This is a genomic window from Lysobacter sp. KACC 24251 (genome assembly GCF_057747755.1).
In genome coordinates this window covers 2,870,275-2,893,698 of record NZ_CM173222.1, presented here as the reverse complement: position 1 = coordinate 2,893,698, position 23,424 = coordinate 2,870,275, and the positions used below count along the sequence as shown (strand labels likewise).

Annotated in this window: 19 protein-coding genes; 8 read left to right on the top strand and 11 right to left on the bottom strand. The window is 65.9% G+C overall.

Annotation, left to right across the window (positions count from 1 at the left end):
* Positions 1-7: 7 nt before the first annotated feature.
* Entirely contained in the window at positions 8-937 is a 930-nt protein-coding gene (gene grxD, locus AC3ARF_RS13435) for a Grx4 family monothiol glutaredoxin (protein WP_498928726.1), read from the bottom strand.
* An 86-nt stretch (positions 938-1,023) separates the two neighbouring features.
* Here grxD and AC3ARF_RS13430 point away from each other — a divergent pair, with 86 nt between their 5' ends.
* On the top strand, positions 1,024-1,797 hold the full coding sequence (locus AC3ARF_RS13430; RefSeq protein WP_498928724.1) for a polysaccharide deacetylase family protein: 774 nt from the start codon (positions 1,024-1,026) through the stop codon (positions 1,795-1,797).
* A gap of 23 nt (positions 1,798-1,820) precedes the next feature.
* Here AC3ARF_RS13430 and AC3ARF_RS13425 read toward each other — a convergent pair whose 3' ends face one another.
* Together AC3ARF_RS13425 and AC3ARF_RS13420 are read right to left on the bottom strand one after the other, a co-directional pair.
* On the bottom strand, positions 1,821-2,453 hold the full coding sequence (locus AC3ARF_RS13425; protein WP_498928722.1) for an SGNH/GDSL hydrolase family protein: 633 nt from the start codon (positions 2,451-2,453) through the stop codon (positions 1,821-1,823).
* Between the two features lie 82 nt (positions 2,454-2,535).
* A complete protein-coding gene (locus AC3ARF_RS13420) occupies positions 2,536-3,789 on the bottom strand; it encodes an aminotransferase class I/II-fold pyridoxal phosphate-dependent enzyme (protein ID WP_498928721.1) in 1,254 nt (417 codons plus the stop codon).
* A 238-nt stretch (positions 3,790-4,027) separates the two neighbouring features.
* Here AC3ARF_RS13420 and rsgA point away from each other — a divergent pair, with 238 nt between their 5' ends.
* The 3 genes from rsgA to AC3ARF_RS13405 all read left to right on the top strand — a co-directional run bounded on the left by rsgA (position 4,028) and on the right by AC3ARF_RS13405 (position 8,810).
* Positions 4,028-5,143 carry a ribosome small subunit-dependent GTPase A gene (rsgA, locus tag AC3ARF_RS13415; protein WP_498928719.1) on the top strand — a complete coding sequence of 372 codons (1,116 nt, stop codon included), beginning with the start codon at positions 4,028-4,030 and terminating at the stop codon, positions 5,141-5,143.
* 39 nt (positions 5,144-5,182) lie between these two features.
* Positions 5,183-6,451, top strand: a complete 1,269-nt coding sequence (locus tag AC3ARF_RS13410) for a flavohemoglobin expression-modulating QEGLA motif protein (RefSeq protein ID WP_498928717.1) — start codon at positions 5,183-5,185, stop codon at positions 6,449-6,451.
* A gap of 79 nt (positions 6,452-6,530) precedes the next feature.
* Positions 6,531-8,810 carry an NADP-dependent malic enzyme gene (locus tag AC3ARF_RS13405; RefSeq protein ID WP_498928715.1) on the top strand — a complete coding sequence of 760 codons (2,280 nt, stop codon included), beginning with the start codon at positions 6,531-6,533 and terminating at the stop codon, positions 8,808-8,810.
* Positions 8,811-8,863: 53 nt separating this feature from the next.
* Here the strand turns inward: AC3ARF_RS13405 and AC3ARF_RS13400 are convergent, their stop codons facing one another.
* The 3 genes from AC3ARF_RS13400 to AC3ARF_RS13390 are packed head-to-tail and all read right to left on the bottom strand — an operon-like array spanning position 8,864 to position 11,474.
* The gene (locus tag AC3ARF_RS13400; protein ID WP_498928713.1) at positions 8,864-9,226 is read right to left on the bottom strand and encodes a response regulator; all 363 of its coding nucleotides are present in this window, start codon (positions 9,224-9,226) and stop codon (positions 8,864-8,866) included.
* Positions 9,227-9,228: 2 nt separating this feature from the next.
* Positions 9,229-9,669, bottom strand: a complete 441-nt coding sequence (locus AC3ARF_RS13395; RefSeq protein ID WP_498928711.1) for a response regulator — start codon at positions 9,667-9,669, stop codon at positions 9,229-9,231.
* Positions 9,666-11,474, bottom strand: coding sequence for a sensor histidine kinase (locus AC3ARF_RS13390; RefSeq protein WP_498928709.1), 1,809 nt, complete (start codon positions 11,472-11,474; stop codon positions 9,666-9,668). Before AC3ARF_RS13390 ends, AC3ARF_RS13395 begins: the two co-directional genes overlap by 4 nt.
* 220 nt (positions 11,475-11,694) lie before the next feature.
* On the opposite strand from AC3ARF_RS13390, the gene aceE reads away from it, so the two are divergent.
* Together aceE and AC3ARF_RS13380 are read left to right on the top strand one after the other, a co-directional pair.
* Positions 11,695-14,385, top strand: coding sequence for a pyruvate dehydrogenase (acetyl-transferring), homodimeric type (aceE, locus tag AC3ARF_RS13385; protein WP_498928707.1), 2,691 nt, complete (start codon positions 11,695-11,697; stop codon positions 14,383-14,385).
* Between the two features lie 88 nt (positions 14,386-14,473).
* Positions 14,474-15,931 carry a P-loop ATPase, Sll1717 family gene (locus AC3ARF_RS13380; RefSeq protein ID WP_498928705.1) on the top strand — a complete coding sequence of 486 codons (1,458 nt, stop codon included), beginning with the start codon at positions 14,474-14,476 and terminating at the stop codon, positions 15,929-15,931.
* Positions 15,932-16,096: 165 nt separating this feature from the next.
* On the opposite strand, the gene AC3ARF_RS13375 is transcribed toward AC3ARF_RS13380, so the two are convergent.
* The 5 genes from AC3ARF_RS13375 to AC3ARF_RS13355 form a co-directional block, all read right to left on the bottom strand.
* Entirely contained in the window at positions 16,097-17,236 is a 1,140-nt protein-coding gene (locus AC3ARF_RS13375; RefSeq protein WP_498928703.1) for an MvaI/BcnI family restriction endonuclease, read from the bottom strand.
* Between the two features lie 120 nt (positions 17,237-17,356).
* Positions 17,357-18,628: a DNA cytosine methyltransferase gene (locus AC3ARF_RS13370; RefSeq protein ID WP_498928701.1), complete on the bottom strand. Its 1,272-nt coding sequence runs from the start codon at positions 18,626-18,628 to the stop codon at positions 17,357-17,359.
* A gap of 53 nt (positions 18,629-18,681) precedes the next feature.
* Complete coding sequence (locus tag AC3ARF_RS13365; protein WP_498928699.1) at positions 18,682-19,104, bottom strand: very short patch repair endonuclease; 423 nt, start codon at positions 19,102-19,104, stop codon at positions 18,682-18,684.
* Between the two features lie 521 nt (positions 19,105-19,625).
* The gene (locus AC3ARF_RS13360; protein ID WP_498928697.1) at positions 19,626-20,090 is read right to left on the bottom strand and encodes a hypothetical protein; all 465 of its coding nucleotides are present in this window, start codon (positions 20,088-20,090) and stop codon (positions 19,626-19,628) included.
* Between the two features lie 152 nt (positions 20,091-20,242).
* Positions 20,243-21,067: a DUF8616 domain-containing protein gene (locus tag AC3ARF_RS13355; protein WP_498928695.1), complete on the bottom strand. Its 825-nt coding sequence runs from the start codon at positions 21,065-21,067 to the stop codon at positions 20,243-20,245.
* Between the two features lie 569 nt (positions 21,068-21,636).
* On the opposite strand from AC3ARF_RS13355, the gene AC3ARF_RS13350 reads away from it, so the two are divergent.
* Both AC3ARF_RS13350 and AC3ARF_RS13345 read left to right on the top strand, forming a co-directional pair.
* Positions 21,637-22,596, top strand: a complete 960-nt coding sequence (locus AC3ARF_RS13350; protein ID WP_498928693.1) for a tetratricopeptide repeat protein — start codon at positions 21,637-21,639, stop codon at positions 22,594-22,596.
* A gap of 101 nt (positions 22,597-22,697) precedes the next feature.
* A complete protein-coding gene (locus tag AC3ARF_RS13345) occupies positions 22,698-23,417 on the top strand; it encodes a PIN domain-containing protein (protein WP_498928691.1) in 720 nt (239 codons plus the stop codon).
* Positions 23,418-23,424 lie beyond the last annotated feature (7 nt).

The following is a 23,424-nucleotide window of genomic DNA, read 5'->3' as shown; positions in this document are numbered from 1 at the left end:
CTCCTCATCAATAGCGGCCGATGCTGGAATCCACCTCGGTGGCCCAGGCGTCGATGCCGCCGGTGACGTTGAACAGCTTGCTGAAGCCCAGCCCGCGGAAATGCTCCGCCGCCTGCTGGCTGCGGCCACCGTGGTGGCACAGGAACGCCAGCGGGGTGTCCTTCGGCAGCGCTTCCAGCGCGCCCCGGCCTTCATCGTCGAAGGTGGAGAACGGCAACCGCACCGAGGCCATCATCCGCTCGTCGAACGGGCGCACGTCCACCAGGGTCAGCGTGCCTGCCTCCACCTGCGCGGCGGTGTCGGCCGGCGACAGTTCGCGCACCTTGGCCGGTGCGTTGGGGTTCTCGATCACCAGGCCGCGGCCGCGCGCGTCGTCCACCCAGTCGATGGTCAGGCCTTCGGCGCGGCGCGCGCTGGCCAGGTCGAACTGCGCGCGGATGCCATCCTGCTCCACCGCGATGGCGTTGGCGTCCACCGGACCCAGTTGCAGGCGCGCATTGAAGCGCGGGTCGACTTCCACCTGCAGGGCATAGCCTTCGCCGGCGTTGGCCACCGCCTCGCGCAGCATCTGCACGGCGGCGGGGGTGATGGTGATGCTCGGCGGGGTGCGGTCGGGCTGGGCCAGGCCGAGCACGCTGTACAGCTCGCCTGAATTGACCATCTGCTCGATGATGTCGCTGCCGCCGACCAGCTCGCCGCCGATGTACAGCTGCGGGATCGTCGGCCACTCACCGTAGACCTTGATGCCCTCGCGGATCTCCGCGTCGGCCAGCACGTTGACATGCGCGTAGTCCACGCCCACCGCCGACAGCGCGCCGACGGCCTTGGCCGAGAAGCCGCACTGTGGGGCACGCGGTTCGCCCTTCATGAACAGGACGACGTTGTTGGCGGCCAGCAGCGATTCGATGCGGGCGCGCAGGGCAGGGTCGAGTGACATGGCGGGGTCCATCAAGCGGGGGAATGCGCCATTTTACGCCGTGGGTCGCTGCAGGGGCGGTGAACCGACGTGCGATCATTTGACCCATGTCAGCCACGTCCGTACACCGTCCGCCCGTCTTCCCGCACCTGTGGCTGCTGTGGTTCGCCGGCGCGCACGTGCTGCTGGCCGCGCTGTGGTGGGCGTGGGGCTGGCAGGCGGCCATCCCGGTCTGGCTGGGCAGCCATGGCCTGTTGCTGTGGGGCACCTTCCGCCCCGGCTCGCCGGTGCTGGCCCCCGTGCTGACCCGCCTGCCCACGCAGCGGCGCGAGGTCTGGCTGACCATCGATGACGGCCCCTCCGCCGACACCCCGGCGATCCTCGACTTGCTGGATGCGCACGGCGCCAAGGCCACGTTCTTCCTCGTCGGCGTGCGCGCGGTGGCGCAACCGGCGCTGGTGCGCGACATCGTCCGTCGCGGCCATGGCATCGGCAACCACAGCATGAGCCACCCGGCGGCCTGGTTCTGGGCGCTGGGGCCCCTGCGCATGCGCCACCAAGTGGAGCGTTGCCAGCGTGCGCTCACCGACCTCACCGGGCGACCGCCGCGCTGGTTCCGCGCCGTGGTGGGCATGTCCAACCCGTTTGTCGCCGCGGCGTTGAAGCCGCACGCACTGACGCGCGTGGCGTGGAGCGCGCGCGGCTTCGACGGCGTGGCCGCCGACCCGGAGCAGGTGGTGGCGCGGATCGAGCGCGACCTGGCCCCCGGCGCCATCGTGCTGATGCACGAAGGCGCGCCGCATGGGCGCAACGTGGCCATGCTGGAGCTGCTGTTGCAGCGGCTTGCCGCCAAGGGCTATCGCACGGTGGTGCCGGACTGATCCCGGCGCGCTGTCGGCTTCGCTCAGGCGTTGGCCAGCAGCTTGCGCGCGACGGGCAGCGCCTGCGCCGCCCATTCGGCGTACATCGCCGCCGACGGATGCAGGCCGTCGGCGGCCAGCATGCCCGCTTCGGCGCCGCGCTGGCGGTTGATGTCGGTGATGTCGACGAAAGCCACGCCGTGCGCTTCGCAGGCGCCGCGAGCGCAGGCGTTGTACTCGTCCAGCTCGCTTGCCACGCGCGCGCAATCGCGGCCCTGGTCTGCGGCGAACGGGGTCACCCCCCAGTCCGGGATCGACAGCACCAGCACCCGGTCCGCGCGCCCGCGCGCATGACGCACCGCGCGCTCCAGCACCTCGCCGAACTCGCCGGCGTAGTCGGCACAGCTGCGGTCGCGGTACTGGTTGTTCACGCCGATCAGCAGGCTGACGAAGTCGTATTCGCCCAGCGGCGGCTGCGCCAGGTCCATCGCGGTCATCAGCTCGTCGGTGGTCCAGCCGGTGGCGGCGATGGTGCGCGGGAACTCCAGCGGCACGCCTTCCTCGCGCAATGCCAGGGTCAGGCGAACCGGCCAGGTGTCACCGGGGGCCACGCCCTCGCCGATGGTGTAGCTGTCGCCCAGGGCGAGGTAGGTCAGGGCATTCGGGTCGGTGGCCATGGCGGGCTCGGGCGTGGGCAATGGGCTGATGTTAGCCCGCTGCGTGTGGGCGTGCCGTGCCGACGGGCCGGAGTGCCCGGCATCAGGCGATGGCGCGCAACTCCCCGGCCTGCGCCCGCTCGGCGTGGCGGTCGAGGACGCGCTCGATGCGGGTGAACACCTCGCGCACGTCGGCCGGTTCCGGCAGCAAGGTCACGCGGAAATGGTTGCGGTAGGGCACGTTGAAGCTGGAGCCCGGTACCACCAGCACGTCCTCGGTTTCCAGCAGCTCCAGCGCGAAGCGGTGGTCGTCGAAATCCTTCGCCGCCGGGCCCACGACGCCCGGGAACGCGTACAGCGCGCCAGCCGGTTCGACCAGGGTCAGGTGCCTGCTGGCGGCCACCGCTTCGACCACCGCGCGACGCGCCTCGTACAGTCGGCCGCCCGGCTCGCACAGCGGGGTGATGGTGTCCTCGCCGTGCAGCGCCGCCTCGATGGCGAACTGGCCGGGCACGTTGGCGCACAGGCGCAGGGCGCCCAGCAGGTCCATCGCGTGGTGGTAGTCGCCGCTGGCCAGCGGGTCGCCGGACAGCACCGCCCAGCCCACGCGCCAGCCGCAGGCACGGTGCACCTTCGACAGGCCGCCAAACGACAGGCACGGGATCTCGCCCGCCAGCGGCGCGATCGGCTCGAACTTCGCCCCGTCGTAGGTGATGGAGTCGTAGATCTCGTCGGCCATGATCAGCAGGCCGTGCCGGGCCGCGATGTCGACGATCTTCAGCAGCAGCTCGCGCGGGTACACCGCGCCGGTCGGGTTGTTGGGGTTGATCAGCACGATCGCGCGGGTGCGCGAGGACACCAGCGACTCGATCTCCTCCGGGTCGGGCAGGAAGCCGTTCTCCGGCAGGCAGCTGTAGTACACCGGGCGACCGTCGTTGAGGATGGTCGCGGCGCTCCACAGCGGGTAGTCGGGCGAAGGCAGCAGCACCTCGTCGCCGGGGTTGAGCAGCGCGCGCAGCGACAGGTCGATCAGCTCGCTGACGCCGTTGCCGATGAACACGCGCTCGGGCGAGGCGTTGGGCGTGCCGCGCTCCCTGTAGAAGCGGGCCACGGCCTCGCGCGCGGCCGGCAGGCCCTGCTGGTGGGTGTACGGGTCGGTGCGGGCGATCTGGTCGGCGATGGCCCGCTGCAGGTGTTCCGGCGCGCGGAACCCGAATGCGCCCGGGTTGCCGATGTTGAGCTTGATCTGCTTGCGTCCCTGGCCTTCCAGCTCACGGGCTCGCCGGGCCAGCTCTCCGCGGATTTCGTAGCGGACTTCGGACAGGCGGTCGCGGGTTTTCAGGCTCGGGGGAGACATTGGCAGGGCGGGAACGTGAGGAGGGATTAGCAGGTTAGCCGAAAATTCTCCGAAATCGGTGCCCCATACGGCAGATTTTTCCGCCAAAGTGCCCAATTCCGTGACGGTTACGGACGTCCCGACCCCTCGCCGGGTCCCGAAAAGTCCCCACCACGCCCGGCGGAGGCAGCGCCTACGACCCCGCCATGCCCCCGTGGCTGGTCTAGAATCGCGCCATGACCACCCACGCCCGCACCGCTTGAGCCCTGATACCACCGCCCTGCAGGCGATCGGCTGGCCCCTGGCCGCCGACGGCCAGCCGGAACCCGTGGCCTGGCGCGAGGCGATGGCGCAGCATCCCCAGGCCCGCCCGGTGCGGGTGGTGGAGCAGCACCGCAGCGGCTACGTGGTGGCCGACGGGCCGGACAGCACCTTCGGCGTGGAATCCCTGCCCGAATGGCAGCGCCCGCGCTTTCCGCCCGAGCAGCGGGCCGGTGTCGGCGACTGGGTGCTGATCCAGGACCTGGCCAACCACAAGCCGCAGATCGTGGCCCTGCTGCCGCGCCGGACCAGCATCAAGCGCGGCGCCGCGGGCGAGCATTACCGCCAGCAGCTGATCGCGGCCAACGTCGACACCGTGTTCGTGGTCTGCGGGCTCGACCTGGACTTCAACCCGAGGCGCATCGAGCGCTACCTGCTGCTGGTGCGCGGCGGCGCTGAGCCGGTGGTGGTGCTGACCAAGGCCGACCTGGCCGCGGCGGATCCCGCCACCGCGCCGGAGGCCGACGCGACCCGCGCCATGCTGGCCGAGCAGGGCGTGGCGGTGTGCACGGTCAACGCCAAGGACCCGGCCAGCGTCGCGCAGCTCGTCCCGTGGCTGCAGCCCGGGCGTACCGCGGTGCTGGTGGGGTCCTCCGGGGCAGGCAAATCCACCCTGACCAACACCCTGTTGGGCGAGGAGCGGATGAAGACCAACGCGGTCCGCGAGCACGACTCGCGCGGCCGCCACACCACCACCTACCGTGCGCTGCTGCCGCTGCCCCATGGCGGCTGCCTGATCGACACCCCGGGCATGCGCGAACTCAAGCCCACCGGCGAGGAGGACGTGGCCGAGAACTTCGGCGATGTCGAGGCGCTGGCGGCACAGTGCAAGTTCCGCGATTGCCAACATGGCAAGGAGCCCGGCTGCGCGGTGCAGGCCGCCATCGCCGCGGGCACGCTGGACCCCCAGCGCTTCGGCCACTACCTCAAGCTCAGCGGCGAGGTGGCCGGCGCGGCCAACCGCCTGGCCAACCGTCGCGCGCAGAAGGCCGAGGAGAAGGTGCTGGGCAAGGCACTCAACAAACGCCTGGACGACAAGTACGGGCGTCACTGAGTACTTGACGCTGGCGCGGCAAAGGTCGACAACCACACCGTGGATACCACGCACTTTTCGCCCGAGGTGCACCACCATGCCGCCCTCGACGCGCGGCTGGTCAAGGCCGCCAAAGGCATCCGCATCCTCGCCATGGCCAGTTGGCCCGCCGGCGAGGAATTCCGCTTCCTCGCGGCGCACGCCCGCGGCCAGCATTACCTGCCGCAGATCGAGTACCCGCGCCTGGACTTCAGCCAGACCCGCCACGAGCTGGACCTGATCGCCGAAGAGGCCGACGAAACCCACCCGCTGGGCCAGTACGTCGCCGACTCGGCGCGCAGCTGGTGCACCGCCGCGGCCATGCTCGGGGCGCTAGGCACCACCGAGGTCACCGGCCACTCGCTTGAGCTGTATGGCGGCCCGGCCGAGGCCCTGCCCGGCAATGGCCCCACCACCCGTGAGGCCGCCCACCACTTCATCGAGATCGCCAACGAACTCGACCGCGAGCTGATGGCGCCGAGCGAGCACGTCGAAATCTCCGCCACCGCCCTGCAATTGCAGCTGCAGCGTGACCTGGACGAGTTCTTCGACGGCCGCATGATCGAGGTGGTGCTGGACCCCGACCTGATCGCCAAGGCCGCCGCCGGCGCCACCCGCATCCGCCTGCGCCACGGTGCCGCCTTCCGCGACTACGACCGCTACCAGCTGCTGCACCACGAGGCCTTCGTGCACTCGCTGACCGCGCTCAACGGCCGCCACCAGACCATGCTGCCCAGCCTGTCGCTGCCGTCGCCGCGCGTCACCGCCACGCAGGAGGGGCTGGCGACCTTTGCCGAGCAGATCACCGGCCACATCGACATCGGCCGCATGAAGCGCATCAGCCTGCGCATCGAGGCGGTGGCGATGGCGCTGGACGGCGCCGACTTCATCCAGGTGTTCCACTACTTCCTCGATGCCGGCCAGTCGCCGGAGGACAGCTTCGCCTCGGCGCAGCGCGTGTTCCGCGGCGTGCCCACCAGCGGCGGCCACGCCTTCACCAAGGACACCGTCTACCTGCGAGGGCTGGTGGACGTGCACACCTTCTTCCGCTGGGCGCTGCGCCAGCAGCAGCTGCACCTGTGCCGCTGGCTGTTCGCCGGCAAGATGACGCTGGTGGATGTGCAACGCTTCGCGCCGCTGTTCCAGGCCGGCGTGCTGGTACCGGCGCGCTGGCTGCCGCGCTGGGTGGAGCGCGCCAATGGCCTCGCGGGCATGCTGGCGTTCTCGCTGTTCGCCAACCGGATCCGCCTGGAAAGCGTGCCCGAAGAGGCGGCTTTCCACGATCCATGACCGTATTGTGGATGCGTGGGGGGATAGCCGCCATCGGCTGGGGCTAGAATCGACCGTCCACCCGTCCCCATCCGGAACCATGTCCAACAACGACGATCTCAAGCAGGCGGCGCTCGAATACCACCGCCTGTCTCCCCCCGGCAAGATCAAGGTCACCGCGACCAAGCCGATGGTGACCCAGCGCGACCTCGCGCTGGCCTACTCGCCCGGGGTGGCCTACGCCTGCGAGGCCATCGTCGCCGACCCCACCACCGCCAGCGACTACACCGCGCGCGGCAACCTGGTGGCGGTGATCAGCAACGGCACCGCCGTGCTTGGCCTGGGCGACATCGGCCCGCTGGCCGGCAAGCCGGTCATGGAAGGCAAGGGCGTGCTGTTCCAGAAGTTCGCGGGCATCGACGTGTTCGACATCGAAGTCGACGAGAAGGACCCGGACAAGCTGGTCGACATCATCGCCAGCCTCGAGCCGACGTTCGGCGGCATCAACCTCGAGGACATCAAGGCGCCGGAGTGCTTCATCGTCGAGCGCAAGCTGCGCGAGCGGATGAAGATCCCGGTGTTCCACGATGACCAGCATGGCACCGCGATCATCGTAGGCTCGGCGGTGCTCAACGCGCTGGCCGTGGTCGGCAAGGACATCGGCAGCATCAAGGTCGCCACCACCGGCGCCGGCGCGGCGGGCATCGCCTGCCTCGACATGCTGGTCGCGCTGGGCGTTAAGAAGGACAACATCACCGCGTTCGATCGCGAGGGCGTGATCTACAGCGGCCGCGCCAACCTCGACCCGGACAAGGCGCGCTACGCCCGCGACACCGCCGCGCGCACGCTGGCCGAAATAGTAGAAGGCGCCGACGTGTTCCTCGGCCTGTCGGCCGGCGGCATCCTCAAGCCGGAGATGGTCGCGTCGATGGCCGACCGGCCGATCATCCTGGCGCTGGCGAACCCGCACCCGGAGATCCTGCCGGAAGACGCCAAGCGCGTGCGCCCGGACTGCATCATCGCCACCGGCCGTTCGGACTACCCGAACCAGGTCAACAACGCGCTGTGCTTCCCGTACATCTTCCGCGGCGCGCTGGATGTGGGCGCCACCGGCATCAACGAAGCGATGAAGCTGGCCTGCGTGCGCGCCATCGCCCAGCTGGCGCGGGTGGAAGCCACTGACCTCGGGGGTGCCTACGGCGATGAAGTGCCGAAGTTCGGCCCCGACTACCTGATTCCGCGCCCGTTCGACCCGCGCCTGCTGGTGGTGCTGGCCCCGGCCGTGGCGAAGGCGGCGATGGAGTCGGGCGTGGCTACGCGTCCGATCACCGACATGGCCGCGTATGAGGAGAAGCTCGCCCAGTTCATCCACCGCACCGGCCTGATCATGAAGCCGGTGTACGACCGCGCGCGCGCCCACAAGCAGCGCGTGGTCTATGCCGAGGGCGAGGAAGAAACCGTGCTGCGCGCGGTGCAGTCGGTGATCGATGAAGGCCTGGCGCACCCGATCCTGATCGGCCGCCCGGAGGTGATCGAGAGCCGCATCCAGCGCCTGGGCCTGCGCATGCGCGTGGGCGTGGATCTGGAGCTGACCAACATCAACGATGATCCGCGCTTCAACGACTACTGGCAGTCGTACCACGCGCTGACCGAGCGCCGTGGCGTGACCCCGGCGGCGGCGAAGAACCTGCTGCGCTCGCGACCCACGCTGATTGCCGCGCTGATGGTGGAGCGGGGCGAAGCCGACGCGATGATCTGCGGCCTGGTCGGCCGCTTCCACAAGAAGCTGGGCTACCTGCGCAGCGTCTTCGACTTCGACCGCGGCGTGCAGGGCACGGCGGCGATGACCGGCGTGATCAACGACAAGGGCGTGTGGTTCTTCCTCGACACCCACGTGCAGGTCGACCCCAGCGCCGAGCAGATCGCCGAGGCCACGCTGCAGGCCTCGTACCGGCTGAAGCTGTTCGGCATCGAGCCGAAGGTGGCGCTGCTGTCGCACAGCAACTTCGGCAGCCACGACAACGCCTCGGCGGCGAAGATGCGCCGCGCCTACCAGATCATCAAGGCGCGCGTGCCCAAGCTGGAGGTGGATGGCGAGATGATGGCGGACACCGCGTGGGACGAGGAGCTGCGCCACCGCATCTTCCCCAACACCACGCTCAAGGGCCGTCCCAACCTGTTCGTGATGCCCAACCTGGATGCGGCCAACATCACCTACAACATGACCCGGGTGATGACCGACGGCGTGGCCATCGGCCCGATCCTGATGGGCCTGGACAAGCCGGCGCACATCCTGACGCCGGCCTCGTCGGCACGGCGCGTGGTCAACATGACCGCCATTGCGGCGGTGGATGCGCAGCTCCGCCACGCGCGCGGCTGAGCCCAGGCATCCGCGTCCGACACGACACGCCGCCTTCGGGCGGCGTGTTCGTCTCAGGCCAGGAGGCGGCCCAGCAGGTCGGGCAGGGTGTCGAGTTGGTCTTTCAGCACCAGCGCGTCGGCAGGGCCCGGCGCCGGGTGTTCACCCATCCAGCCGGTGACGAAAACGAACGGCAGGTTCGGCGCGGCCTCGCGCACCAACTCCAGCGCGCGTTCCCCGGAGAAGCCGGGGATGTTCAGGTCCGACAGCACCACGCAGGCGGCAAACTCATCCAGCGCCTGGCGTAGACCGAGCTCGGTGAACACGCGCAGGCATTCCACCACCAGCCCGCCCTCCTCCAGCGCGAAGCGCATCAGCTCCGCATCATCGGCCGAATCGTCCACCACCAGCACCCGCAGGGGCGGCAGTTCACGCATCGTCAACTTTCGCCGGGGATTTCATTTAGCACGGCCCAGAACGTGCCGAGCGTCTTCACCGCATTGAAAAACTGGTCCGAGTCCACGGGCTTGACCACGTAGGCGTTCACGCCGAGGTCCCAGCTGCGGGCCAGGTCGCTCTCCTCCCGGGAGGAGGTGAGCATCACCACCGGCAGGCGGCGCAGGCGCTCGTGGGCGCGCAGCTCCTGCAGTACCTCCAGCCCGTCCACGCGCGGCATCTTGATGTCCAGCAGCAGCACCGCGGGATCACCGCCCTGGCGGCCCGCGTACTTGCCCCGCGCCATCAGGAAGTCCAGCGCTTCCACGCCGTCGTGCACGTGAACGATGGGGTTGGCCAGGTTGGCATCCCGCAGCGCATCGATGGCCATCTCTGCGTCGGCCGGGCTGTCTTCGGCCAGCAGGATGGATCGGATGGTGGTCATTGGCGCGGCTCCGTGATGGTGATGTCGTTACTGGACGGAAGTGTAAAGTAGAAGACTGAACCCTGGCCGGGGGTCGATTCAGCCCAGACGCGCCCGCCGTGGCGGCTCAGCACCCGGCGCACGCTGGCCAGGCCGATACCAGTGCCTTGGAAGTCGGTATCCGCGTGAAGACGCTGGAACACGCCGAACAGCTTGCTGGCGTAGGCCATGTCGAAGCCCACGCCATTGTCGCGGACCTCGAAACGGTGGGTGCCGTCGTCTTCACGCGCGTAGTGCACCTCGATCCGGGCCGGCTCTGAACGCATGCTGTACTTGACGGCGTTGCCCAGCAGGTTGAGCCACACCTGCCGCAGCATGTTGTCGTCGCCGACCACGATCGGCAGCGGGGCGACGCGCCATTCCACCCGGTGCTCCGGCGTGTCCTGGTGGACGTTGGCGTCCAGCATGGCGCGCACGTCGGCCACCATCGACTGCAGGTCCACCGGCTGCATCCGCAGCGCGCTGCGGCCCAGGCGGGAGTACACCAACAGGTCGTCGATCAACTGCGACATGCGCTTGGCCGAACCCGAGATGACGCTGATGTAGTGCCGCGACTTGTCGTCGTTGCGCTCGCCCAGGTGGCGCTCCAGCTTGTCGGCGAAGCCGCTGATGTGGCGCAGCGGCGCGCGCAGGTCGTGCGACACCGAATAGCTGAACGCCTCCAGTTCGCGGTTCACGTCCGAGACCTGCTCGATCTTGCCTTCCAGCTGGCGGTTCAGCTCGCGGACGTGGCTCTCGGCCACCTTCTGCGCGGTGATGTCGCTGGCGATGATCAGCGCCACCTGCTCGGCGGAGTCCGGCAGCGGCATCTTGCGCGCGTTGATCAGCATGGTGCGCTCCACGCCGTCGGCGGTGGTCTGTGTCTGCTCGTGGTCCCACAGTTCGCGGCCCCGCGCCAGCACGTCGCCCAGCCGCTGCAGCGTGCCGGGGTGCTGCCACGCGCCGCCACCCAACTCCACCAGCGGCATGCCGCGGGTGTCCTTGTCCTGCACGCCGTACAACTCGGCAAAGGCGGCGTTGTGCATCACCACGTTGAGCTTGTCGTCCACCAGCACGATGGGCTCGCGCACGGTCTGCAGCACGGTCTGCGCACGTGCCTGTGCCTTGCGCGACTCCAGTTCCGCCTCCAGGCGCTTGGCCAGTTGGCGGCGGGAGAAGTACACCACCAGCCCCAACAGCAATAACTGACCGATGACCGCGCCGAATGCCAGCGAGCGGGCGCGGAGTCGACTCCTGTCGGCGGCCTGCTGGCGCTTGACCAGCAGCTCATCCTCGGCGTGGATGATGGCGTTGCCCAGGTCGCGTATGGGGTACCGCGCCGACAAGGCCCGAAGGTCGTCCGTCGAGGCCTGGCCGGGGGGCACGCTAATGATCTTCCTGATCAGTTCCTCGCGCATGGCCGCCGATGCCATCAGCTGGCCGATGCGGCGCTGCTGGTCAGGGTTGTCGCGGGTCAAGTCCGCTGCGGCCTGCATGTCCTGCGGCAACTCCCGTTGGCTTTCGGCCAGGCGGGAGCGCACCAGCGGGGTGTCATACCCCACGCCATAGGCGACCGCCGCAGACTCGCGGTTGCGCAGGTTGTACATCAGCCCCTGGACGACGGCCGAAATCTGGTACGCCCGGTTGACCCATGCCGCATCCTCCGCAACATCCTTTTCGGCAGACCGTAACAAGAGATAAGGCCCGACGACGATGAGCAGCACCGTGGCCAGCAAGACAGGCAATGGCCAGATGGGCGCGGCGTCGAGACGTTGCGTTTCGGGCATGGGGCGAGTGTGAACAGAGCAGGGGGCGAGAATAACCCGGCCACGCCCAATTCCATGTCAACGAGCGCGATCCCGTCGAGCGCCGACATACGCGCTGGTACGGGCGGGTGGGTGGGTTGCGACTGATGTCGGTCAAGCCCCTGCCACCGGGCTGGGCTAGAATTCGGACTCTAATTACCTGAATACGCGGGCCGGCAGGGGCCGCCCGTATGGAGCGGACATGAGCCAGACCCCCCACACCGAACTCGACCGCGACCTCGACCCCACCGAAACCCAGGAATGGGTGGAGTCGGTCCAGGCGGTCATCACGCGTGATGGCGCCGAGCGCGCCCATCACCTGCTGGAAAGCGTGGTCGAGGTCACCCGTCGTGCCGGTGCCCACCTGCCGTTCGCGCCGACGACCGAATACATCAACACCATCCCGCCGCACATGGAGGCCAAGAGCCCCGGCGACCATGCGATGGAGCAGCGGATCCGCTCGATCATCCGCTGGAACGCGATGGCCATGGTGGTGCGCGCCAACCGCAAGCCCGGCGACCTGGGCGGCCACATCGCCAGCTTCGCCTCGGCGGCCACCCTGTACGACGTCGGCTTCAACCACTTCTGGCGCGGCCCCGAGGGCGACCACCCGGGCGACCTGGTCTGCGTGCAGGGCCACAGCTCGCCGGGCGTGTACGCGCGCTCGTTCCTGGAAGGCCGCATCAGCGAATCGCAGCTGGACAGCTTCCGCATGGAAGTGGACGGCCGCGGCATCTCGTCCTACCCGCACCCGTGGCTGATGCCGGACTTCTGGCAGGTGCCCACCGTGTCGATGGGCCTGGGCCCGATCGCCGCCATCTACCAGGCGCGCAACTGGAAGTACCTGGAGGGCCGTGGCCTGCTGCCCAAGACCGACCGCAAGGTGTGGTGCTTCCTGGGCGACGGCGAGACCGACGAGCCCGAATCGCTGGGCGCCATCTCGGTCGCGGGCCGCGAAGGCCTGGACAACCTGGTCTTCGTCATCAACTGCAACCTGCAGCGCCTGGACGGCCCGGTGCGCGGCAACGGCAAGATCATCCAGGAACTGGAGGGCGTGTTCCGCGGCGCTGGCTGGAACGTGATCAAGACCATCTGGGGCAGCTACTGGGACCCGCTGCTGGCCCGCGACACCACCGGCAAGCTGCGCCAGCTGATGATGGAAACCGTCGACGGCGAGTACCAGAACTGCAAGGCCTTCGGCGGCAAGTACACCCGCGACAACTTCTTCGGCAAGTACCCGGAGACCGCCGCGCTGGTGGCCAACATGTCCGATGACGACGTGTGGCGCCTCAACCGCGGTGGCCACGACCCGCACAAGGTGTACGCGGCCTACCACCAGGCCAGCAACACCAAGGGGATGCCGACCGTGATCCTGGCCAAGACGGTCAAGGGCTACGGCATGGGCAAGGCCGGCGAGGCGCTCAACCCCACCCACCAGACCAAGAAGCTGGACGACGAAGACGTCCGCTACTTCCGCGACCGCTTCAACATCCCGGTGACCGACGCGCAGCTGGCCGACAAGCAGGTGCCGTTCTTCCACCCGGGCGAGAAGTCGCCGGAAGTGGAGTACCTGCTGGAGCGTCGCCGCGCGCTGGGCGGCTTCCTGCCGCAGCGCCGCCGCAAGTCCAGCACCTCGCTGGAAGTGCCCAAGCTGGAAACCTACGAGCGCCTGCTCAAGAGCACCGGCGAGCGCGAGATCAGCACCACCATGGCGTTCGTGCAGACGCTCAACATCACCCTGCGCGACAAGCAGGTGGGCCCGCGCTGCGTGCCGATCGTGGCCGACGAGGCCCGCACCTTCGGCATGGAAGGCCTGTTCCGCCAGATCGGCATCTACGCCCCGCACGGGCAGAAGTACAAGCCGGTGGACCGCGACCAGTTGATGTACTACCGCGAGGACGCGGCCGGGCAGGTGCTGGAAGAGGGCATCACCGAGGCCGGTGCATTCGCCAGCTGGATGGCCGCGGCCACCAGCTACAGCACCAACGACCTGCAGATGCTGCCGTTCTACATCTACTACTCGATGTTCGGCTTCCAGCGCGTGGGCGATGCCGCGTGGCAGGCAGCGGACATGCGCGCGCGCGGCTTCCTGCTGGGTGGCACCGCCGGGCGCACCACGCTCAACGGCGAAGGCCTGCAGCACGAGGACGGCCACAGCATGGTGCAGGCGGGGCTGATCCCCAACTGCCGCAGCTACGACCCCACCTTCGGCTACGAGGTGACGGTGATCGTGCAGCACGGCATGCAGCGCATGCTGGCCGAGCAGCAGGATGAGTACTACTACATCACCCTGATGAACGAGAACTACAGCCACCCCGACATGCCCGAAGGCAGCGCGGAAGGCATCATCAAGGGCATGTACCTGCTGAAGGACGCCGGCAAGGCCAAGAAGAGCGAGCTGCGCGTGCAGCTGCTGGGCAGCGGCACCATCCTGCGCGAAGCCATCGCCGCGGCCGAACTGCTGGACAAGGACTTTGGCGTGACCGCCGACATCTGGTCGTGCCCCAGCTTCAACGAGCTGGCGCGCGACGGCGTGGACGCGATCCGCTGGAACCGCCTGCACCCCGAGTCCAAGCCGCGCGTGCCGTACATCACCAGCCTGCTGGAAGGCCGCCAGGGCCCGGCGATTGCCGCCACCGACTACATCCGCAACTACGCCGACCAGGTGCGCGAGTTCGTGCCGATGCGCTACAGCGTGCTGGGCACGGATGGCTTTGGCCGCAGCGACACGCGTGCCAACCTGCGCCGCCACTTCGAGGTGGATCGCTTCCATATAGCGCACGCGGCGATTGCGGCGCTGGCGGCGGATGGGAAGATGACGGGGAAGGATGTGGCGCGGGCGATTAAGCAGTACAAGATTGATGTGGAGAAGGGGAACCCCCTTGGGGCCTGAAGTACACGATTAGCTGAAGAAGGGCGGCCAATCGGCCGCCTTTCTTCTTCATCTCAAGCTAGTAGCGAATCGGATGAGGCATTAGAGGATGACGATGTTTGACTTGCGCTCCGCAGACCTATTTGGGAATGAAGCTGCCGAGGACGAAGACGAGCGGATCTTCATATCGCATTTGCTGGTTCGGGATGACCTCGTGGACTTCTACTCTCCGAGCAACCCAATTCGCATCATCATGGCGTACAAGGGCGAGGGAAAGAGCTCGCTACTTCGCTCGCTTGCTACCAACCTAGAACGTCAGGAAAAGTCGCTCGTTGTTCGCACAACAGGCGCCGCGGTGTTTCCTGAAGTCACTGGCTATGACCCCGCAAAGTGGGCGCGCGCTTGGAAGAAAGAACTGTACAAGTTGATTGCTGTCAGTGTCGGCACGGCAATTGGCCATGCTTGGAAAGATGACGCGATATCTCTACTGGAAGAAGCGGAAAAGGAAGGCTTTCGTCAACGAAATGTCGTTTCAGCGATCGTGGACCGGATCGTTCCAATGGTTTCGGCTGGAGGGGTTGAGTTGTCCCGTAGTCGCCTCGCTGGGCAGAATTTTGAGCAAATCCTGAGGCGGTACAGGAGTGGAGAGATCGATCAGATATGGCTGATCGTCGACGACATAGATCGGAATTTTCGCGACACAAAAACCGACAAGGCGAGAATTGTCGGGTTCTTTGACGCTATTCGTGACATGCGAAATGCGGTCCCGCAACTTCGAGTCAGAACTTCCATTCGCCCCAATGTGTTGGCTAGCGTCCGGTTGGATTTCGAATCAATTTCGCATGTGCGTCAGTACGTAATGAAAATGTCTTGGAGCGAGTCCCAGGTTAGGCAGATGTTGGCGCGCCGCATTGAGGGTTACCTCACTCGAACCGCGAAGATTTCTGGCTTAACGGTTCCACCTCCGGGCGAGAGAAGGGATCTGTTCTACATTTCTTTGTTGTTTGAGTCGCCGGTTCGCTGGGGCGAGAAGAACAAGTCAATTCATATCCCCCTCTATACCCTTTCGGCTCATCGGCCCCGCTGGCTTGTCGAGCTATGCAAGGTGTCGTCGCAACGAGCTTTCGAGCGAAGATCGGCAAAGATCTCTTTGGACGACGTCCGCGAAGAAATGGAAGAGTTTGGCGCCAATCGAAGGGCGGATCTTGTTGCTGAATTTCGGCCGCAATGCCCGCAGCTTGAAGATATGTTTGATGCCTTCTACGGGAAGAAGGATCTGTTTTCGACCAATGAACTATATGAGCTGATCGAAAAGCAGATCCTGTCGAAGTTTTCACCGAATATCGCAGGCTTGTCCGGGCGTGCTAGGGCGGCGGATGTAGCGTCATTCCTTTTCGAGGTTGGCCTCTTCTTTGGCCGAAAAGAAAAAGAGAAGGGCGGGTACGAGCACGTCTCCTATTCGCAGAAACCCAACATGTTCAAGTCCGCACTTGGACCTGATCAGGGCCTGCAGTGGGAGATTCACCCTGTATTCCGTGCGGTACTGGACATCAACAAGTTTGCGTGACGCAAAGTCGGATGGGTGCACCAACGTTACTTCGCGCTGCGGGCGTTGACCTGCTCCCTTATCGGGTGCGGCGCGAAACACCTGCCTCCTGGAGCAGTCAGCAGTCCGACCTCTACGAACGATTAGCTTTGCAGTCGGGGTGGCTCACTCTCGCGGAGCCTGCAATCAGTTGGCGGGGAGGAGGGAATAAAGCTCTCCAGGAGGAAAGAGCAGGTCCATATCCTTCTTCCAAATCTTGAAGAGCGGCCCCTTTTCGCTGACGCGACCGTCCAGGCCCCTAGTGATGAGATGGTCAACTGTAACGATTCCTGTTTCGAGCAGCGTTGGGAGGGAACTTGCAAATGGCTTCTTAGTGTGAAGAACGAAGTCGTAGCGAAACTCTTCGGAAGCGCCGCCGCCGCTTCTACTGCTAGCGGTTACCCAGAAGGTCTCTGGATGCTTGCGTTGGAGGGCTTCTTTGAGGTCGGGGATGTGCCAAGCAACGGCTTCTTTCACTGTCGGGCTGCTGGAAACTTCCACGAGTCGATCGACCCCAGGTGGAACAACAAGGGAGAGTCCTTGGGTGTTGGGCCCCTTTGCGGAAACGGTGCATCTGAGTTGGCGGGCATACTTGGCACTCCTTTGGTAGCCAAACGAGTCAAGAAGGGCGGCGCTACTCTTGAGGTTGCTGATTGTCCAATCGGGTACCTTCGCAAAGAGCGTTTGTCGCGTTGCGGACTTGCTTCGACCAGCTTTGATCTCAATGCCCTTGTAGTCAGGTGACCTTGAGCTATTGGCTTTGATGCCAAGAAGCTCCTCCAATAGTCGACCCACCTCAGTGTCTCGCTTGATCCCTGGCTTGCCTCGGTGCCATGTCCCTGAAATTCCCCTTAGCAGGTTGAGCAGCTCAACGGCGGTTTCGTCTTGCTTGGCGACAAGTGGTGCGAGCAACGTATCAAGGTCGACCCCGAAGCTGTCGAGAACCTGAATCCGGGCGCTCAGGGGTGGATTAACACCTGGAACAAGTCCCGCATTGCTAGCGTTGATGACGAGAAGCTCCTCCCTGCTAACTGCTACCAGTACAAGGAGATTGCCCGGTTCCGCGTGTTGTTGGAGGCCATAGATCCAAAGTCGGGGGTCGCCGGTTTTGGTCACGGGTCGATATAGGCTCGTGGTGGTGCCGACGATGCCGGAAGAGGTCACGATGCGAGTGGCGATCGTTCGCTTGTGGGACGTGCCCTGAGGCTGGGAATCGTAGTCATGAATCCCGCTGGACTTCAGGAAGCCCCGAACGTTGCCGGTGGCGTCCATGATGCTCTTCGCCATGCCGGTCGCCGTCGGAACAAGTAGTCCAACTTCGATTCCGCGCTGCGTGAAGTAGCGGAGGACTTCTTGTATGGAAACGTCCGAAGATCCCAGCATCACCCCCCCCCCCTCCCTTGTCGATTAACTCTCCAGCACCTTCCTCAAGTGCTCGCCAACTGCCTTGGCCAAGCCCACGGGGACAGCATTGCCAATCTGCGTGTACTTTGGAACCTCGCGATCGAAGATATTTTCTCGCGGGTTTCCGGCACGCCTGATACCGCCAGTGGTTCGCTTTCCGGCGAACTGATACCAGTCAGGGAACATCTGTAAGCGCGCCCATTCGCGTACGGTCAGTACGCGCGGTTGCGAGAAGTGCACATAGTCATCCGCAAGCGATGTTGCAGTGATCGTCGGGCCTTCCTTACCCCAACGTTCCGGCAGCAATCGCTGGGCAAACTTCTTGGTCTGGAACTCAGCCGGAACAAGCCCGCCGTTGGCATGCATGGCTCGAAACTTGGCGAGGATCCGCTCGTTGTGCTTGCTGTATTCGTGCTCGGAAACCACGTCGCCTTTTCGGAGAGGAGTGCCGCCGTCCCTAGGCGTGCGTAAGTGCTTCTGTATTGCCGTCCTTGCAGCTCCCGGATATTGGGTGGTCGCGCCACCATTCTCATAGGCTTCGTCGACAAGGTCGCCAAGTAGGTCGACCAGATCTGGGGCTTTCACCTGTCCCGGTTTCGGGAGGTAGCCGCGGAGCACGGCGTCTTCCGGGTTGCCTACGCGCACCAATCCTGAGCCTACATCGTCCCGGATGCCCACCATTAGGACGCGGGGTCGGTTCTGTGGGACGCCATAGTCTTTGGCGTACACCAGTGAGTAGCCCACGGTGTAGCCGGGAATGCCCATGTAAGTGGCGAGGACGTCCTTCCAGATTTCCCCTTTCTGGCCATCGCTTGTCCACTTGCTGTGGAGCAAGCCGCGAACGTTTTCAAAGAGAAACGCTCTTGGCCGGAGCCGGTGGATGATCGCCGCCATGTCCTGAAACAGATGGTTCGATGGGAGCTGTTCCTTGTCTACGGCGTAGGAGCGGCGATGCCCAATGCCGGAAAAGCCTTGGCACGGGGGCCCACCTACGAGCAAGTCCAGTTCACCGTGCTCGATGCCAATATCCTTGAATCTATCTTCAAGGGCGGGAAGGAATTTCTTGTCAAGCACCATTCCCTTGACGTCGGAAGAATGGAAGCCTGGTTCGGCAAGCAATTCGTGCTTATGCACTCGATTCTGGATATAGGTCGCCCGGGCATCGTCGTTGAGCTCGTTGACAAACACGGGTTCAAAGCCAGCCTGCTCAAGCCCCAACGACAGCCCACCGCATCCCGCAAAAAGATCCATCACCCGCAACTTCTTGCTACTCACTGATTTGGCCTCCCGGCCATGTGCCTGGGCAGGCAAGTTTCCACCGTCCAATCTCATACCTCGCGACAAAGTGCTTGAACCAATCTTTCCAGCGTGCGCTCGAGCCTCGTGGGCGTAGCGAGCTGGCATTCCCAAATCTTGAAGACGCGCCATCCCGCCGCACGAAGCGCTCTGGTGTTACGGGCGTCCCGCCTTCTATTCCCCTCGAACTTCGCCCTCCAGAAGTCGCTCCGAGTTCCTGGAATTCGTCCCTTCTGGCACGAGTGGGCATGCCAAAAACAGCCATGGACGAATACCACTGCGCGGTACTTTGGCAGAACCAAGTCCGGCCGTCCAGGGAGACCCTTTTGATGTAGCCGGAATCGAAACCCTCTGGCATGCAGGCCCTTGCGTACCAATAGTTCAGGCTTGGTATGGGCTCCCCGGATACGAGACATTCGCTCGCTTCGCTCCGCGGGTGTCAGCGTATCGGCCATGGGCCATATTCACCCACTTGGTTGTTTGAATCCAGGGGGGGGGCTTGTTCAGTTTTCAGGCGCCACCCCAGTGGCGATGCCGGAGAAGGCTGGTTCCCGACGGCAGCCTGGGCGTCGGCAGACGACAAGTTCCACTCTACCTATGGAGCCTCACGGTGTCCGTCTTCCGGACTTAAAGCCTGACGCCCCAACCCCCAAGCCCGGTCTGTGGGCCTCAATGCTTGGGGCGGCGACTCCCGCAGGTCCGCAACTCCACCCTAGAGCCCGGTGCTTCGACCTCTAGAGGTCCAACAATGCACCCCGCATGCCCCACGTTTCGACCCGCCCAGTTCGAGCCTTGGGCCTCAAGGCTCCGTCTGGGTCCCCTCAAGGTCCAACCTCCGACCCTTCGAGGTCCAAGCCCGAACCCTTCAGCGTCCAAACCTCCGCCCCTAAAGCAAAGCCGGCGGACAAGGCCCTCGCCCCATCCGCCGGCCATGGCCCCGGCGTCATCAGACACCGAGGTGGGTGGTACCCATCTGTTAGATCGGCGCAGCCTCCGGCTCACGACGCTTCCGCGCAAACCGAACGGACAGCTCGCGGCGGGCACTCTTCAGTGCCTCCCCCTTGCCGGACACGTCCAGCAGGCGGTAGCCCTCCAGGGCGATGGCCATCATGTCGCTGCCCAGTGCCATCTCGGTGTCGTCGCCACGCTCCACCAACTGGCGCAATTGCTGCAGTCGCGGGCGCAGCTGCTCCAGCGCCGTGCGGTCGGCCAGCGCCTCTTCCAGGCCCAGGTTGGGCGGCACCATCTGCGGATTGCTGGCGAGCAGGTTCAATGCCTGCTCGCAGAAGTCGCGCGACTTGGGGCCCATCTTCTTCATCTCTACCCGGTCCTCGGGTTCCAGCCCGATGAAGGGGGTGAACACGCGACGCACGGTGGCGATCGCGGCGTCGAGGTCGGCGAGGTCCTGTGCCGACAGGTTCAACGAAATCAGGTTCTGCATTGCTATTCCTTACGTCCATTAGCAAGTCCGGGATTGGCCGGACGGTCCATGCTCCGCCGCGTTCCGTGCGGTCGGTGGGTGTAGCCGTGCCGACGGGGTCGGCGAGGGAGCGGCGGGAGTTTGGCAGACGCGTGTGCCCGGTGGCCAGCGGGCTATTCGCCAGCCGCCAGTGCCTGCAACCGAGCACGCGATTTGGCGTCGCCCAGTGCGGCGCCGCGTTCCAACAGCTTGCGCGCGGCGGCGCGGTCGCCGTCGGAACCGCGGTCCAGGCGCATGAGCGCGGCGTTGTACGCGGCAATGGCGCTGCCGTTTGCGGCTGCGCGCTCGAACCCAGCCAGCGCCTTTTCCGGGCATAGGAAGAACACATCCCAGCCCACGGCAGCGGCGTTCAGTAGTTCGGCGTTGTCCTCCGGGATCTGGTCCTCCACGAAGGCGGGCCAGCCAGCCACCAGGGGCACGAACACCTCGCTGCCCTCCGGCAGGTAGTACGAGCCCGCGCCCTCGCGCAGGGTGAACGCATGGCGTGTGGTGCGACGGGTCCCGTCCGGGGCCAGCCACAGGAAGCCGTCCTCCCCACGCACGGGGAAGCCATCGAGCGCTTTTGAAAGGCGCTCGGAGAGCGACGGCACGCCTACCGCCGGGGACGCGCCCGTCCACGACCCGATCAGTTCCACGCGCTGCAGCTTGCCGTCCATCTTGGCCCGCACGCTCCCGGCCACGTCCTCAATCGTCAGGATGCGCAGCTCGCCGTCGTACATGCGCCACGGACTGGAATGCAGGCCAATGGTGTAGACCGCATCGCTGTCGGGTACCGCTTCCATGTACTCGTACAGGGCCTTGCCGCTGTAGACGCAGTTGGCCGAGTTCTGCGCGTGGCAGGTCTGCAAGGTGGCGGTGCCGGTTAGCTGCAAGGGCGACGTGTCGCACGCCAGTGCAGCCGGGCTCAGTAGGCAGAGTGCTGCCACGACGTGCTTCATGGTGAGGGCGCCCCGATCCTTCCGATGATGATCCGCATTGTCGCAGTTCATTCTTGGAGCTGCGTCCCTGGAAGGCAGGTCGCAGGGCCTGTGCTAGATTCCCCGCGGCTCGAACAATCACAAGGAATGTTGGTGGCTATCCTCTGCACGGAATGTGGACTCACGGTCGATGATCTTGCTGCTCACCGCATGTCCTGCGGCCGGTCACCGGAGGCGGCGGCGCCGGCCGCGATGGATGAGGACGGATGGTTCCTGCATGCCCTTGGCGGCAGGCGGTTTGGTCCGCTGACCATCGAGGAAATCCGCACCTACTTCACCTCCGGCATGGTCCGTGCACAGGATCGCGTGGCCGGCCCCGGCACGGGGGGCCATCGCCCGCCGCGGAGGTGGCCGTGCTCCTCCAGGTACGCGCGCCTGCCGATGCGGTGCCGCCGAGTTCGCCGGCGGCCTCGATGGCGGAAGGTTCATTGCCACCCGTGACCCGACCGCCGCCGGCCCCGTTTTCCAGCAGCACCACGCCGATCAGCGCGACCGCACCTGGATTGGGCTGGCGCGGCGCGTTGCTGTGGATGGCCGTGTTGTTCGCCGTGCAGATGTTCTCGATGCCGGTGGGCGCCGCGGGAGCGGGCCATTCGCTGCGAACGTTCGTGGCGGCGGTGTTGCTGCGCTATCTCGGCATCGCGGTGGCATGCGTTCTTGGCGCGGCCCTGTTGAACAAGCTCCTGCGCGGCCAGGGCACTTTGGTGAAGGATGCCCTGCTGGCCATGACCCTGGTCCACGCGGTGCTGTTGGGTAACCGGTTCCTGCGCCCACCGCCCGCGGCGACGGCGCCGACGCCGGAACTCGCCGGGCAGGTCTCCGGTAACCAACGGATTTCGGTCATCCGCGCGTTTGCCCGCGACGCGGGCGGCGCCACGTCCCCGGCGCCGGCGGCGCCGGCCGCAGTCGCCGCTGCGGCAAAGCGGGACTGGTTCGGGCAGTGTCGGACCATGGGGGAGCGCGGGGACTGGGCGGGTGTGCTGAAGCACAGCACCGAATGGACGATCGCCGAGCCGGATGAGCCGGCTTCGTGGTCAATGCAGGGGCTCGCGTACGAGGAGTTGCGACAGCCGCACCAGGCAATCAAGGCCTACCGGCATTCGTTGTATCTGGATCCGACCTCGCACATCACCTGGGACAACCTGGGTGGTGCCTACGAAGGCCTTGGCCAGCATCAGGACGCGGTCAATGCCCACACCAAGGCGCTGCAGATCGAGCCGGGTTTCGCCAGCGCCTGGAACAACCTGGGGATCGTGCACGCGCGTACCGGGCAGGGTTCGGCCGCCATCGAGGCGTTCGAGAAGGCCGTCGAACTCGATCCGGGCTTCGTCAAGGCATGGAACAACCTCGGCCTGCACTATCTCCGCCTCGATCGCCCTGCGGACGCCATCGCGACCTTCCGCAAGTCGCTCGAGATCGCACCCGGTAACGCCGATGCGGTCAAGCTACTCAACGACGCGATCGAACGGGAACGACGCATGGCCAGGTGATGGGCCAGCGCCGCCGTAGCCGCGACGCTGCAGTGGGGTAGGATTTTTCCCAACCCGCCGGCATGGTTGCCGGCGCCGATTCCGCGCAACGAGGCCGCATCATGAGCAAGCCCTACTTCCTGATCGACTTCGAGAACGTGCAGCCCAAAGCGTTGGACCGGCTGAAGCCGGGCGAGTCGCGGGTCAAGGTGTTCCTGGGGCAGAACCAGAACAAGCTGATGCTGGAGCTGGTGCAGGCGCTCCAGCCGTTTGGCGCGGACGCGGAGTACATCCAGATCACCGGCAGCGGGCCGGACGCGGTGGACTTCCACATCGCGTTTTACATCGGCCGGCTCGCCGCCGACGAGCCGGGTGCGGCGTTCAATATCATCTCCAAGGATCGGGGCTTCGACCCGCTGGTGCGCCACCTCACCGGGCTGGGCATCAACTGCTGCCGCCTGCCTGAGTTGCCCGGCGGCGCTACCGCTGCGCCCGCGGCCAAGAAGGCCCCGCCTGCGGCCAGGTCGCCCGCCAAGGCCGCGACCAAGACCGCGACCAAGGCGCCGGCGAAGAAGGCCGCCAAGAAGGTAACGGTGACCGTGCTGCCCGAAGCCAACGGCCCCGCGTCCTCCGCCGCCACCAGCGTCCAGCGTGTGCAGGAAGTGGTCGCGCGCCTGAAGAAATCGAGCAAGCCGGCCAAGCTGGCGACGTTGAAGTCGTCCATCAAGTCGTGGTTCAAGCCACCGATGGACGACAAGGCGGTGGCGGCGATCGTGCAGAGCTTGCAGGACCAGAAACTGATCACCGTCACCGGGGCCAAGGTGGCCTACGCGCTGGACTGATTTGTCG